The organism is Pseudomonas fuscovaginae SE-1, assembly GCF_000364705.1.
Classification (GTDB): Bacteria; Pseudomonadota; Gammaproteobacteria; order Pseudomonadales; family Pseudomonadaceae; genus Aquipseudomonas; species Aquipseudomonas fuscovaginae_A.
In genome coordinates this window covers 1-14,569 of the sequence record NZ_AQOH01000012.1, presented here as the reverse complement: position 1 = coordinate 14,569, position 14,569 = coordinate 1, and the positions used below count along the sequence as shown (strand labels likewise).

Genomic DNA, 14,569 nt, shown 5'->3' with positions numbered 1-14,569 from the left:
TTGTCCGTGACTGAGCGGTCACAAAACTCCCTGGCGTGGCTGAAACGTCGTGGCAAACCTGACCGTACCGACAGGTCAAGACAAGGGAAATGCTTTAAAAATGAGTGATCCCATGGCTCCTCCATTCACCTGTGATCTCACTTTGACACATGTTGAAATGGTTTTTCGGCGATGTTATAAAACAGCCGCCCCCCCAAATACAGATGCATAAATCGGAGCACACTCAGCCGACCGGAGCCCGTTTGTCATGCCCAAACCCCGCACAATCAAACATACGTTTGATCTGGTCAGAGAAGTTGAAAACAACATGCCCGGGGCCACTGCAACAACCTACGTCGAAGTCTTGAACTGGGCACTTCAAAAACTGGAGATAACACGATTCGCCTATGTCTATGCCGATTCTCATTCAATCGACAACGGCGATATTTCCATTCATGGCAACTACCCGGCCGAATGGGTCGACACCTATCGCAAGCGGGCACTCTACAAGTGCGATCCGGTCATGGCCAATGCCGCCCTCACCTCATCGCCTTTTTTCTGGGACAGCCTGCACGATCCCGTCCGGGCGCCCAACAAAGTCTTCGAGCAGTCTGCCCGTTATGGTATTGACCAGGGTTTCAGCATTCCCATTCATGAGCCCGGCAGTGCTTTCGGTTCATTGCACTTGCCCTGTGTCGAAGGTGATCCCGATTTCGCTCGTATCATTCAATCGAACCTGTTCCTGATCCAGGCAATCAGCTCCATCATCCATCAGCATCGACCGATTGAAGAGAGTCAGGAAGATTTGTTGTCGCTGAGCCCCCGGGAAATCGAATTCCTGCACTGGCTGGCCCTTGGAAAGAATTATCAGGAAATTGGTCTGATCATGAATATCACCGAACGCACGGTGAAGTTCTACGCCAAGAAAATCACCGAAAAACTCGGTTGTACCAATATCAGGCAGGCCATGGTCAAGGCCATTCGCTACAATATATTCTAGTCGGTTTTCTTGAGTCAGCCCTCTCTTTCCCTCTCGCACGGGTTGCTTGTATTCGAGGCTGACTCAGTTGTCACCTTGATTTTTTCACTGCCGCGAAAGGGATCGATCAGGCCAGGATGACGTTCGAGGCGAGGTTGTACAACGCCATGCTGGCAAACACGCCGATGACCAATGAGACAAATTTATTGACTCTGTTGCCCGATATGAACGATGAAAGTTTACGCTCGCAAAAGGCTCCCAGGCTCACCCAGACAATAGCCACGGGAAGAATCACCAGGGAAAAGACCGCCATGAATGCCAGGTAACTTTCCAGATGCAGGAAGGTCCCGGGCGGGGCGACGAATGACGCGAAGAACAGCCCTTTCGGGTTGGTCAGGGTTGCCAGGAACAATGCTGAAACCGAGATGGCAGCCGGCTTTCCAGACGGATCGACCTGTACCGAGAACCACAGTTTCAGGGAAATGTAGAACAGGAAGATCACCGCCAGGCTCTTGGTCAACACCACGACCCAGGCGTAGTTCTGTGTCAGCGCATCGATGAACAGCCCCCACGCGGTAATCTGGGCCAGGTAGGCCGTCCATTCGGCAAGAATCAACTTCAACGAGTAGCTTCCCAGACCACGAGTGATTCCCGACTGCAGCAACAACGAGTTCGTCGGACCGGGTACCAGCAATACCGTGAGCATCGCAATTGCAACATAATACATGACACGCTCCCTAAGATTTCTCTATGGATTTATTTATCGCTCGACTTGTTTTCCAGCCTGGAAAACCCGTTCTTCCCTGCCTCGCCTTGCAAAGGCGGGCGTGCGCCTGCGTTTGTTTCAATTTGATGAAAGATCACCCTCGATACTTCGAGCCAAAGTTAGACTCGTGACCGCTGTCACAGATTCGGAAATCTCTCGAGCCTTATCATTGCAGTCGCTGCAATTTCGATAATGGCCCGTACTCCAGTCGTTCTGACGATGGTAATTAGACAGCAGTTCGCATCCGCCGGGCACCTGCACTTAAGTACAGTTGCCGTGCTTGTACGGGATCAATAAAAATGAGCATCTACGTCCTCTTCATGACTTATTTATGATTGGTTCCCCCCCCAGCTCGTACATTTTTTCCGCAAACTCGCACAGTTCCTCCACGGTGCATGTGGCCATCGCCAGCTACTGCGAACTGCCTGCCCCTGCATTAGCGCAAATACTCAGTATTCGTAAGGCCGCCTTTATTGACCGGAGAAAGTGGGACATCGGCAGTTATCGTGGCAGTGAACATGAGTTCGACGAATACGACGATGACGACACCCTCTATCTCTATACTCATAAATGTGCCCAAGTGACCGGTTGTGTCAGACTTCGCCCGTCCCATAAGCCCACCCTGATCGATGGTGCCTTGAGTTTTGTCCTGAGCGATGAGCGCTCCCGACCCGATCTGCTCAGATGCTGGGAAGCCAGTCGCTTTGCCTTGTTGAGCGGTGAAACTTCGCTCAACGACTTTACTGAAGCCAAAGTTGACTTGCGCACGGTCGCACTGTTCCTGGTCATGTTGCAGTTCGCCTCCACTCAAGCCATCGACACTTATGAAGTCGTTGTCGACGCACTGATGGAGAAAGTTCTAAAACGCTCCGGCTGGGTGGTCCAACGACGCCATATCGCGCAAGGCAGCAAAGGCGAAAAAATCATCTACGGCACACTGCCGTGCAGCACGGCAATCCACGACCACATGCTCAAGATGAATCACCTGCAATGCCTGGCCGACGCGCCCATGGCGGCATTACCGACTTTCGACCGCATCGGCCGCGGCTCCCCACCTCCTGCCAACCGATGATCCCGCCCCCCCTGATACGTACCCGATAAATCTCATGGAACCTTGGGCGGCGCCCCGCCGTTGTGCCCAGCAGCAAAAAAATGGAGACCCGATGAACCTGCAATGGCTTTTCCCCTCTCTCGGCAAAGTGATCGCCAGCACCGACAATCGAAATTTTCCGCGCATGCTGCATGACCTGATCGCTGCACAATTGCCCGCCGATGCCACGCATATCACCGAACTGCGCCTGGATACCCCATATCCGACCACCTCGAGCATCGGTGGCGTGGGCATCAGCCCGATCTGCACCGATACCCTGATGAATGCCATCGCCGTCAGGCGCGCGACGCCCTCCGTCGATGGGGCGCCGCTGCCGCCAACCGAACTGGTCGGCTGTCAACGGGCATCCACCACGCACACCCGGCCCAATCACCTGCACCTGATCAGTCATACCAAGAGCCGCAGCTACGTTTTCTCCCTCTATCGCGTCAATCCATCGCAAGGGTTTTCCCCTCGGGAGTGCGCTTTCCTCGAGGAATTTTCCTGCCTCCTGCTGCCGATGATCGGCGAACATATCGAGGCCCTCATGCCGGCGGCACACCGCCAGGAGGCCTCGTCGCCAGCCCAGGAGCTGGACGGCGGCGGCATGGATACCTTGCGCCAGCGTTTTATCCAACGCCTGGAAATGTTCGGCGTGAAACTGTCCGCCCGGGAAACCGAAGTCTGCGTCGGCCTGCTCGCCGGGCGCACCGCTCCGGAATTGGCCGAGCAGTTGGCGCTGCGGGTCAACACCGTGGAAAGCTATCTCAAGCGGGCCTCCATCAAGATGGGCATCGGCGGGCGTCGTTCGCTGATCCGCTGGATGCATTCGGCCGACGCCAGCACGGCTCCGGAGAGTTCTAACGTTTTGCAAAATGCCCTCTGAATCCTGGTTCCGGTAAGTGAAAACACCCCGATAGCGGTCCATCGCTTTTATCGGGGTGCGCGCAAAAGCCGCTTGAGCCCTTCAAGCCCGTCGTCGACATAGGTGAAAATCACCGGCACGACCAGCAGGCTCAGTACCGTCGAGGCAAGCAGGCCGCCAATCACCACGACGGCCATCGGCTGGCGAAAACCCGACTCCCCGCCCCAGCCCAATGCGGTCGGCAACATGCCCGCCCCCATGGCGATGGTGGTCATCAGAATCGGCTGGGCACGCTTGTGACAGGCATCGATCAAGGCGTCATGGCGGCTCATGCGCGGGTCGCGGCGGGCCATGATCGCGTACTCCACCAGCAGGATCGAATTCTTGGTCACGATCCCCATCAGCATCAGCAGGCCGATGACCGATGCCATGGAAAAACTCATCCCGCCGGCCAGCAGAGCCAACAAGGCACCACCCAGCGACAGGGGCAAGGCCGAAAGGATGGTGAAAGGCTGCATGAAGTCATGAAACAGCAGCACCAGCACCGAGTAGATACAGAACACCCCGACGGCCATCGCCAGGCTGAAATTGCCGAACAGCTCGCTCATCAGTTGCAGCTCGCCCTGCTCCACCAGCCTCACTTGCCCGGGCAGGTGCCGCAGCCCCGGCAACCGTCGGGCTTCATCCATCACCTCGCCGACATTGCGGCCATTGAGTTCGATGGACAGGGTGATGTTGCGCAGACGGTCCAAGCGGTCGATCTGTGCCGGCCCGCTGCCCATGCCGATTTCGCCCAGAGACGCCAGCGCGACCTGGCCGTCATGGCCCCTGACCCGCAATTGGGCGATACGCTCCAGGTCGGTGCGTACCTGCGGCTGCATGCGCACCCGCACATCGACCTGGCGCTGGGACAGGTTGACCTTGCCCAGGGACGAGGAATATTCGCCATAGGTGGCCATTCGCAGGGTGTCGGCGATGTCCTGGCTGCTGATACCCAGTTCGGCCGCGCGCACGTAATCCGGGCGCATCTGGATCTCCGGCCGTTGCACCGCGGTGCTCGACGTCACGTTGCCGATCCCCTTGAGCTGGCGCAACTGGGGTTCGAGAGCGCTGGCGGTGCGTTCGAGCAGATCGCCATCGTCACTGGCGAGGACGATGTCCAGGCGTTCCCCGCTGCGGTCACCGCCGACATTGACCCGCACCCCGGGCAGGCTGCGCAGCACCTCGCGCATTTTCGCCTCGACCTCGGACTGCCTGAGCGCGCGCTCGCCGCGCGGCAGCAGATCGACTGTCAGGACGGCCTTGCGATTGCCGCCACCGGAGATATCGCCGCTGCCCACCGCGGAGAAGACGTGGGCCACCTCGGCGATCGCGTGCAGGCGGGCATCGGCCTGCAGAGCCATGGCGGCGGTCTGCTCCAGACTGCTGCCGGGCGCCAGCTCCAGGCTGATGGTGCTGCGGGCATTGTCCTGGGCCGGCAGGAAACTGGTGGGCAACAGCGGAATCAACGCCAGAGAGCCGATCAGCAGCAGACCGACCAGGGCCATGGTGGTCCGGCGTCGACGCAGGCTGGTGCGGATCCAGGCCAGATAACGGTTCATCAGGCCACTGTCCTGCGCCACATGGGGCCTGGCCCTGAGCAGGTAGGCCGCCATCATTGGCGTCAGCATGCGTGCCACCAGCAGGGAAAACAGCAGGGCCGCGCTGGCGGTCACGCCGAACTGGCGGAACAGCTTGCCGGAAATTCCGCCCATGAACGCCGTGGGCAGAAACACCGCCACCAGGGTCACGGTGGTCGCCACCACCGCCAGGCCGATTTCGTCGGAAGCCTCGATGGCCGCCTGGCGCGGGCTTTTTCCCTGGCGCAGGTGGCGCTCGATGTTCTCGACTTCGACGATCGCATCGTCCACCAGAATGCCGATCACCAGGGCCAGGGCCAGCAGGGAAATGGTGTTGAGGGTGAACCCGGCAAAATACATCACGCCGAAGGTCGGGATGATCGATAGCGGCAGCGCCGTCGCCACGACGATGGTGGCCCGCCAGTCCCGCAGGAACCAGCCGACCACCAGCACGGCCAGCAACATGCCCTCGTACAGCAGGACCATGGAGCCGCGATAGTTTTCCAGCACCGGCTCGACGCTGTTGCTCGCCTCTTCGATCCGGATATCCGTGTGTTGTCCGCCGAATGCCTGTATGGCGCGGCGGACATCGGCGGTCACCCCGATGTCGGAGAAGCCCAGGGAGCGCAGTACCTGGAAGCCGATGACCGGCTTGCCGTCACGGTAGGCCCGGGTGCTGCGTTCGGCATGGGTGTCGCGTACCGAGCCCAGCTGCCGCAGGGCCACCATGCGTCCATCGCCGGTGGGGAGGCGAATGGCACCGAGCTGCGCCGGGTCGTCGATCGCCGCCAGGATACGCAGTGCCTGCTGGCCACTGCCCAGGTCGCCCTGGCCGCCGGAGTTGTCCTTCTGCATCGCCCGCAGGCGTGCGGCCACGTCGGTCACGCCCAGCCCCAGGCCCGCCATCATGGCCGGATCGAGGTCGACCTGGATTTCCCGATCCACTCCACCGACCCTGACGACCTTGGCGACGCCACGGACCGCCAGCAGTTGCTTGCTCAGCTCATTGTCGATGAACCATGACAAGGCTTCCTCGTCCATCCGCGGGGCATCGACGACATAGGTCAGCAGCGCCGAGGTATTGGTGGTCACGCGCGACACCGACGGCGGATCGAGGCTCGCCGGCAGTTCGGCCCGGGCGCTGTCCACCGCGTTGCGCACTTCGTTGAGCGCCTCGTTGGCGTCCTTGTCGATGGCGAAGGTCACGTCGATGCTGACGCTGCCTTCGCTGATCGACGTCGTCACATGCTGCAGCAGGCGCAGCGACGTGAGCTTGTCTTCGAGCTTGCGCGCCACCTCGGTTTCCAGTTGCTCGGGGGCCGCGCCTTCAAGCGATGCGCTGATCACCACCGTGGGCAGGTCGGTGTCCGGGAAGTCCTGGACACCGAGGCGCTCCAGGCCAAATACGCCGAACAGGGTCAACAGCACGAACAGCATGACCGCCGGCACCGGGTAGCGAATCGACAGCGCGGAGATATTCATCGCGGGTCCGCCTTGGGAACCAGAGTCACGCTGGCCCCGTCGCTGAGAAAGGCGCCGCCGCTGCGCACGATCCGCGCCTGCTCGCTCAGGCCGGCGACGATTTCCACGGCCTGCCCGCGTCGTCGCCCGACTTCCACGGCCTGCTGGCTGACATGCATGTCCTGGCCCAGCACGAACACATAAGAGCGGCCATCGCGCAATACCACGGCGGTATCCGGAACGGTCAGCGCCACCCGGTCGGCCAGCTCGATGCGGCCGCTGGCGTACATGCCGGCCCGTGCCGAAGACTCGGCGGGCAAGGACACATAAACCAGCGCGCGGCTGGTCTTGCTGTCCAGCACCGGTGCAACCAGGCGCACCCGCCCCTGCACCTGCGTCCCATCCGGCAACTCCAGTTCGGCGGATTGTCCGGCGCGCACCTGTGGCAGTTGCCGGGCATCGAGTTCCGCCTGCCATTCGACCCGACCCGCGCGGATCATCCGGAACAGCTCGCTGCCAGCGGCCACCACGTCCCCGAGCAAGGCCTTGCGCCCGGAGATGATGCCATCGTCCACCGCGACGATACGGGTCTGCGCAAGCCGGATACGGGTGCTGTGCAGGTCGGCGCTCGCCGAAGCCAGGTTGGCCGCCGCGGTCTGTACCTTGACCCTATACTCCTCCAGTTGCTGCTCCGAGAGCGCGCCGCTCTGCCCGACCACCGCCGCACGTCGCTCGTTGGAGCGGGCCTCCTGCAACTGTGCGGCCGCCTGGGCCACCGCGGCCTTCTGCTTGTTTTCCTCGGCCTGCACGCTGGCATCGGCCAGGGTGGCCAGCACCTGCCCCTTGCGCACCCGGTCGCCGATATCGGCGTTCAGGCTGGCGATACGCAAGCTGCCGGTCTCGGCGCTGATCAGCACTTCCTGCCAAGGCGCGAGCGCGCCGCTGGCCACTAGTTCCTGCGGCCAGTCTTCGCGGCGCGGCCGGACCGCCTCGACACTCAGGCTGGTGGCGGCCACCGGTGCCGCTGCCGGTGCCGGCGTGGCGCGACCGAACAGCAACCAGCCCGACAGCCCCAGCCCGACAGCCACCAGCAGGCCGTGGCCTGCACTCATTCTCATGCCCCGCCTCGCTTCGGCACCGCGCCCGCCAAGCCGTCGCCGTCCTGCCAGCCGCCGCCGAGGGCCTTGTACAGGGCGATCCAGTAGCGCACCTGATTCTGCTGCAGGGTGATCAGTTCGATCTGCGCCGACAACGCCGAGCGGCGTGCCAGCTCACGGTCGAGCAGACTGGCATTGCCGGCCTGCCATTTGCGATCGACCGCCTGGAAATAGGCCTCGTATCCCTCCGTGGCACGCCGGGCATCGGCTTCCGCGCGGCGCGCGGCGTCCAGGCGCACCAGCGACTGCTCGACTTCCATCACCGCCGTGCGCAGGGTCTGCCGATAGGTCGCCAGGGCCGAATCATAACCGGCCCGGGCCGAGTCCACTGCCGCGCGCCGCCTGCCGCCATCGAGCAGCGGCACGCTGAGCTGCGGCCCCAGGCTCCAGGTGCGGCTGTATTGGCCGGTGGTGGTGCCCACGGCAAGGGAGCCGACCAGGCCGAGGCTGGGCAGGCGGTCGGCCTCGGCGGCCCCGATCTGTGCATTGGCGGCCGCCAGTTCGCGCTCGCTGGCGGCCAGGTCCGGACGTTGGCGTACCAGATCGGCGGGTACCTCCCGCACATCCAGAAACGCCGGCTCCGGCAGATGTTGCGGCTGATCGCCAAGCACCGCGCGCACCTGTTCCTCGCGGGCTCCGGACAGGGCCACCAGGCTCTTGAGCAGCACATCGCAGGTGCTTTGCTGATTGGTCAGGGTCGCGACACTGGCGGCGGCACTGGCATCGGCCAGCGCGGCATCGGCGCTGGAGGTGAAACCGGCCTGGTGCGACAGCCGGGTCAGGCGCGCGGTCTGTTCCTGGGATTGCGCCTGGTCACGGTAGGCGTTGACCAGCAACTGGCAGCCTCGGTACTGCACGAAGTCATCACCGACCTCGGCCGCCAGAGAGACCCTGGCCTCATGCCAGTCATCGACCCGCGCCTGCAGCCGGTTGCGTGAGGCTTCGTCGGTGCGGCGCAGCTTGCCGAACAGGTCCAGTTCCCAGGTCGCGTCGAGGGTCGCTCCGGAAGTGCTGCCGACCTTGTTCAGATCGCGCTGGCTGACGCCGGCCCGCGCCTTGCTCAAGCCGCCGTTGAGTTGCGGCCGGCCATCGGCCAGGCTGCCGTCCAGGGTCGCACGGGCCTGGGCGATGCGTGCCAACGCCTGGTCCAGGGACGGGCTGTCGGCCTCGGCCATGTCCAGCAGGGCCGCCAGGGCCGGGTCGTTGAACTGCCGCCACCAGTCGTCCAGCCCCCCTACCGACGCGCCATGGGGCAGCGGTGCATGCCAGCGGCTCGCCACCTCCACCCGTGGCGGGTGGTAATCCGGACCCAGCGTGCAGCCACCCAGCAGTGTCGCGCAGAGCACGGGCAGCAGGAAGCGGGCAGCAGGTTTGGCGATCGGCATAACGCTCTCGCAGGCTCCTGGGCACAGTGGCCAAGGGAAATGGGAAATTCAGCTCAGGACCGGGATGGGCACGGGAGCCGGCGCTTGCCGGCCTTGCCCCACCGCTCCTTCGTGGCCTGCATTTAACCGCAGCGACAGAGGCCTGTCTGGCATGGGAAATAGGGACATTCCGGGGCGCCGGGCAAGAGCCCTACCGGGCTCCTGCGGCTCGCTCAATCGCGCGCCAACGCTTCGATCGGATCGAGTCGGGCGGCATTGCGCGCCGGCACGAAACCGAAGACGATGCCGATCAAGGTCGAACAGATGAACGCGGTGACGATCGAGCTGATGGAAAACACCATCTTCCATTCCTTCACCAGCAGCGAAAACACATAGCCGATGCCGAATGACAGGGTGATGCCGATGATCCCGCCGATCAGGCAGACCATCACCGCCTCCACCAGGAACTGCTGGCGGATATCCGACTGGCGCGCGCCGACCGCCATGCGGATGCCGATCTCGCGGGTACGCTCGGTCACCGATACCAGCATGATGTTCATCACCCCGATACCGCCGACCGCCAGGGAAATCACCGCGATCAACGACAGCAGCAAGGCCAGCGACTGGCTGGTTTTCTGGACCGTCTGCATGACGCTGTCGAGGTTGTAGGTGAAGAAGTCCTTGGTGCCATGACGTCTTTCCATCAGCTTGTTGATGTTGTCCTCGACCACCTTGCTCGGCTGCCCGTCCCGGGCCCGTACCGTGATGCTGTCCAGGAAGCGCTGGCCCAATACGCGACCGGAAGCGGTTTCGAAGGGCATCCAGATGTTCAGGCTCTTGCTGGTGTTGAAAATGCTCTTCCTGTCCTCGGTCACGCCGATCACCGTGCACGGCAGGTTGTCCACCAGGATCACCTGACCCAGCGGGTCAGCCGTCGGGCCGAACAGGCGGATGCGGGTGTTGTGGTCGATCACCACCACCTGGGCCTGGCGCCGGGCGTCATCCTTGTTGAACGGTACCCCCAGGCCCATCTTGATGCCACGCACCTGGAAGTAGCTGGGGCTGACCCCGCTGACGGTCGCCGTCACATCGATATTGCGGTAACGCACCAGCAGGCTGCGCCCGATGTTCGGCGAGGCACTGTCGATGTAGTACTCACTGTTCAGGGCCGCCACGTCCGACAGCGCCAGGGTTTCGATGGAGCCCGCCTTGTTATCGCCGAAGTCGTTGCCGGGGAAGATCTCGATGGTGTTGCTGCCGATGGCCTGGATATCCTTGAGCACGTACTCCTTGGCCCCTTCGCCGATCGCCACGATCGACACCACCGAGGTGATGCCGATGATGATCCCGAGCATGGTCAGCAAGGTGCGCATGCGGTGCGAGATCAGCGCCACCCAGGCCATCACGAAGGCCTCCTGGAACAGCGCGAGGCCGGCCATCAGGCGGTTGCCCTGGCGGGGCTTGGTCGGCGGTCGCTGCGCGGTTTTCTCGCGCTCCACCGGACGATTCGGATTGGGCCGGTCACTGACGATCTCGCCGTCGCGGACCTCGATGATGCGTTCGGCATGGGCCGCGACCTTGTCGTCGTGGGTCACCAGGATCACCGTGTGCCCGGCTGCATGCAGCTCCAGCAGAATCTTCATCACCTCCTTGCCGCTGGCGGTGTCCAGGGCGCCGGTGGGCTCGTCGGCGAGGATGATCTCGCCACCGTTCATCAAGGCCCGGGCGATACTCACCCGCTGCTGCTGGCCCCCCGAAAGCTGGCTGGGACGGTGCTCCAGGTGCGCCGCCAGCCCCAGGCGTTCGAGCAGTTCGCGGGCGCGGCTGTTGCGCTTGCTCTCGCCGGTGCCGGCGTAGATCGCCGGCATTTCCACGTTCTGGCCGGCCGCCAGGTGTGGCAGCAGATGATAGCGCTGGAAAATGAAACCGAAGTGATCGCGGCGCAGTTGCGCCAGCTCATCGTCGGTCAGGCTGCCGGTTTCGCGTCCGTCAACCTTGTAGCTGCCGGTGTTGGCATGGTCCAGGCAACCGAGCACGTTCATCAGGGTCGACTTGCCGGAGCCCGAGGCTCCGGTGATCGCCACCAGTTCACCGGCATTGATCGTCAGGTTGATGTCCTTGAGCGCGACGAAGTCCTTCTCGCCGGCGACGAAGCGGCGGGTGATCCCCTTGAGTTCCAACAGAGGCCGGCTCATGGTCAGGCCCCCGCTACCGCGGGAGTCGCGGACGGTTCGCCAATCACCACCTTGTCACCTTCGGCCAGGCCGGTCCTGATCTCCACCCGGACATTGTTGTTGATGCCGGTCTGCACGTTACGCACCTGGGCCTGGCCCTGTTCGTCGAGCACCCGCACCGGGAACGTGCCGTCCTTGTTCTTCTCGCCCAGGGCCGCGACCGGCACCGTCAGGACCTCCTTGGCCCGGTCGCGGACGATATGCACCTGGGCGGTCATGGAAATGCGCAGGCGGTGATCGGGGTTCGGCACATCGAACAGCGCGTTGTAGAACACCGCGGTGTTCTGCTTGCTGGAGCCGGCGGTCTGGGTTTCCAGGAAATTCTGCGGTGCCGGCTCGGTACCGCGCAGCTTGGCGTAGTAGCGCTTGTCGACGTCGCCGAGGATGGTGAAGTACACCTCCTGCCCGGGGCTGATATGAATCACGTCGGCTTCGGAGACCTGGGCCTTGATGGTCATGGTGTCCAGATCGGCGAGTTTGAGGATCACCGGCGCCAGTTGGTTGGCGATCACGGTCTGGCCTTCCTGGGTGACGATACCGACCACGTCGCCGCTGATGGGCGCGACGATACGGGTGTAGCCCAGGTTGACCCTGGCGGTTTCCACCTGGATCCGCGCATCCCTGATCTGGGCATCCAGCGACAACAGATTGGCGGTCCTGACCTCGAAGTTCGACTGCGCGGTCTCGTAGTCCTGCTTGGAAATCGCATCGTCCTGACGCAGTTGCCTGTAGCGCTCGTAGGTGGCCTTGGCATCCTTGAGCTGCGCCGCCGCCGCCTGTTTCTGCGCGATCAGGTTCTGTTCATTGACCTGCGCCTGGCGCAGGGCGTTCTGCAGCACCACCGGGTCGATTTCCGCCAGCCACTGGCCCTGCTCGACCTTGTCGCCGAGCTTCACCTTCAGTGATTTGAGCTGGCCGGAAACCTGCGCGCCGACATCGACCTGCTTGATGCCCTGCAGCACCCCGCTGGCCAGCACGGAGTTCTCGATGTCCGTGCGCTCGACAGTGGCGGTCAGGTACTCCGGTGGCTTGGCCGGTGCCTGCACGCTGTAGAAGACGATCGCCGCCAGGACCAGCAGCACCGCCACGATTACCACTTTGCGAAACTTCAACTTTTTCATAGAAAACCACGAATGCGTTGGAGGTTGACCCGGCGACCCCGCCGCCGGATTTTTAAGAGGTTGGGTTAATGGAAGCTTCGCCACCAGCTCGCCAGATGCTGCACATGTGGCGCCTTGAGGATGGTGAAATGATTGCCCGGCCCACGCCAGACGGTGAGGTCCGGGGCACAGCGGCGCCAGCCTTCGACCATGGCCCGCTGCTCGCGCTGGTTGCCCGCCGCATCCAGCACCGGGTCATCGGCCAGTACCAGGCGCACCGGGCCGGTATAGACCGACGACGGCTGGTAGCGGGTGCGCAAGGCCGAGCCGAAGGCCCGCACCGGCCCACGCATCGAATCCGCCGCCGAGCGTGGCGGCAACAGTCCGGCGCGAACCATGCCGGCATGCAACAACTGCAGTTGCCCGCTATCGCCCTGTGCCTCGAAGGCGGCCCGGTCGATTTCCATCGACTTGCCCGCCGCCAGTTGCATGGTCTCGATCAGGCGTTCCAGCACCCCCATCGACGTATAGGGCTTGCCCACCACCCCGTTGCCTCCTGGCGATTCGCTGTCGATCAGGGTCAGTGAAGCCACCTCGCGCCCCCGCGCCGCCAGGCGCAGGGCCATCTCGAACACCACCCAGCCGCCGAAGGAATGACCGAGCAGATGCACCGGCCCTTCCGGCTGCACACTGTCGAGCGCCTGCAAGTAGGCCACGGCGGCGATTTCCACCGAGCCGTACGGCACCGTGCGGCCATCCAACCCGCGCGGCTGCAGGCCATGGATCGGCCAGTGCGCACCGAAGGCGTCGGTCAGACCGATGAAGCCCGTGACGCTGTCGCCGGCCCCCGGCACGCAGAACACCGGCGTGTGATCGCCACGTCCGCCCTGGATCGTCAGCAACGGCTGGTGCCTGGCGCGCGCCGGCGCCGAGCGCCCGGCCAGCGAGGCCAACGCCGTATTGAGTGCCCCTGCGAGCCCCTGGATGTGCGGTGCCTGCATCAGGCTCTGGTGATCGCCTGCAACCGGGATACGCTGCAACTGGCTGCGTGGCAGCACAGCGTCCCACCCCAGGTAACCATCATGGGGCACTGCATCGTGGGCCAGCTCGGTGGCGGTGAACAGGTGTACCGGCACGCTGGTGGGGAACACGGTGTAATGGGCCTGGGCATGACCGTGGGCAACCTCGCGATCGAGGTACCGCCACAGCGACTCGGCATCGTGCACAGCGAGTTCCGGCGGCAACACGCCCTGCTCGCGGCAATGTTGCAGGAGCCCTTCGAAATCGAAGTCCTGCAGCCTTGAACGTACCACGTGCAGTGCCGTCAGCGTTTCCTCGCGCTCTCCCCGGGCATTCCAGAACGACTCACAGCGTTCCAGCAGATGCTGGCGATGCGCGCTCTGCGGATTCCAGCGCTCGCGGCCCTGATCCACCAGGCGCGGCATGTAGGTATCGATCAGGCCGACAAACTCCACCTCCTCGTCCAGACTCACCAACTGGATGGCGATCTCATAGGCCAGCAGGCCGCCGAACGACCAGCCGGCCAAGCGATAAGGCCCTTGCGGCTGGACGCTGCGCATCAGATGCAACAGACGGCTCGCCAGGCACTCCAGGGTCTGCAACTGCGGCCGCCCGAGGGCAATGCCAGGCAGGCCGTAGACCGGGATATCGCTATCGATATGCTGGCCCAGGGTCGGGAAATACAGGTCCAGGCCGGTGAATTCATGGACCAGGAACAACGGCCGCTGACTGCCCGTGGTGCGCACCGGCACCAACTGTTCATCCCCAGCGGGGGCGGCCTCGCCCACGCGGCTGCCCAGCAGGCCAGCCAACTGCGCGAGCGTCGCGTGCTGGAACAACTCGGCCAGCGACAGCGACAGGCCGACGGCAGCCAGCTGGCTGACCAGTCGCACCGCCAGCAGCGAGTGACCGCCGAGTTCGAAGAAGTGGTCGTG

The 14,569-nt window shown here is 63.3% G+C and carries 10 protein-coding genes; 3 read left to right on the top strand and 7 right to left on the bottom strand.

The annotated features are described in order from the left end of the window. The first annotated feature begins 247 nt into the window (after positions 1-247). Entirely contained in the window at positions 248-979 is a 732-nt protein-coding gene (locus K675_RS0101810; RefSeq protein WP_080635294.1) for a LuxR family transcriptional regulator, read from the top strand. Positions 980-1,085: 106 nt separating this feature from the next. Here the strand turns inward: K675_RS0101810 and K675_RS0101805 are convergent, their stop codons facing one another. Next, a complete protein-coding gene (locus K675_RS0101805) occupies positions 1,086-1,685 on the bottom strand; it encodes a LysE family translocator (protein ID WP_017901796.1) in 600 nt (199 codons plus the stop codon). Positions 1,686-2,055: 370 nt separating this feature from the next. Between K675_RS0101805 and K675_RS0101800 the strand changes: the two genes are divergently transcribed. Together K675_RS0101800 and K675_RS0101795 are read left to right on the top strand one after the other, a co-directional pair. Next, positions 2,056-2,796: an acyl-homoserine-lactone synthase gene (locus K675_RS0101800; protein ID WP_017901795.1), complete on the top strand. Its 741-nt coding sequence runs from the start codon at positions 2,056-2,058 to the stop codon at positions 2,794-2,796. A gap of 91 nt (positions 2,797-2,887) precedes the next feature. Then, positions 2,888-3,700 (top strand): helix-turn-helix transcriptional regulator, encoded by an 813-nt coding sequence (locus K675_RS0101795; RefSeq protein ID WP_017901794.1) that lies wholly within the window; start codon positions 2,888-2,890, stop codon positions 3,698-3,700. A gap of 47 nt (positions 3,701-3,747) precedes the next feature. Here the strand turns inward: K675_RS0101795 and K675_RS0101790 are convergent, their stop codons facing one another. From K675_RS0101790 to K675_RS0101765, 6 genes are all read right to left on the bottom strand, one after another. Beyond that, positions 3,748-6,780 carry an efflux RND transporter permease subunit gene (locus K675_RS0101790; RefSeq protein ID WP_017901793.1) on the bottom strand — a complete coding sequence of 1,011 codons (3,033 nt, stop codon included), beginning with the start codon at positions 6,778-6,780 and terminating at the stop codon, positions 3,748-3,750. Next, entirely contained in the window at positions 6,777-7,871 is a 1,095-nt protein-coding gene (locus tag K675_RS0101785; RefSeq protein WP_017901792.1) for an efflux RND transporter periplasmic adaptor subunit, read from the bottom strand. Before K675_RS0101785 ends, K675_RS0101790 begins: the two co-directional genes overlap by 4 nt. Before the next feature lie 2 nt (positions 7,872-7,873). After that, a complete protein-coding gene (locus K675_RS0101780; RefSeq protein ID WP_017901791.1) occupies positions 7,874-9,301 on the bottom strand; it encodes an efflux transporter outer membrane subunit in 1,428 nt (475 codons plus the stop codon). Between the two features lie 212 nt (positions 9,302-9,513). Further along, positions 9,514-11,475, bottom strand: a complete 1,962-nt coding sequence (locus tag K675_RS0101775; protein ID WP_026144837.1) for a MacB family efflux pump subunit — start codon at positions 11,473-11,475, stop codon at positions 9,514-9,516. Positions 11,476-11,477: 2 nt separating this feature from the next. Further along, on the bottom strand, positions 11,478-12,635 hold the full coding sequence (gene macA, locus K675_RS0101770; protein WP_017901789.1) for a macrolide transporter subunit MacA: 1,158 nt from the start codon (positions 12,633-12,635) through the stop codon (positions 11,478-11,480). Between the two features lie 65 nt (positions 12,636-12,700). Continuing rightward, positions 12,701-14,569 (bottom strand): alpha/beta fold hydrolase (locus K675_RS0101765; protein WP_026144836.1); only part of this gene is annotated, 1,869 nt, incomplete at its 5' end.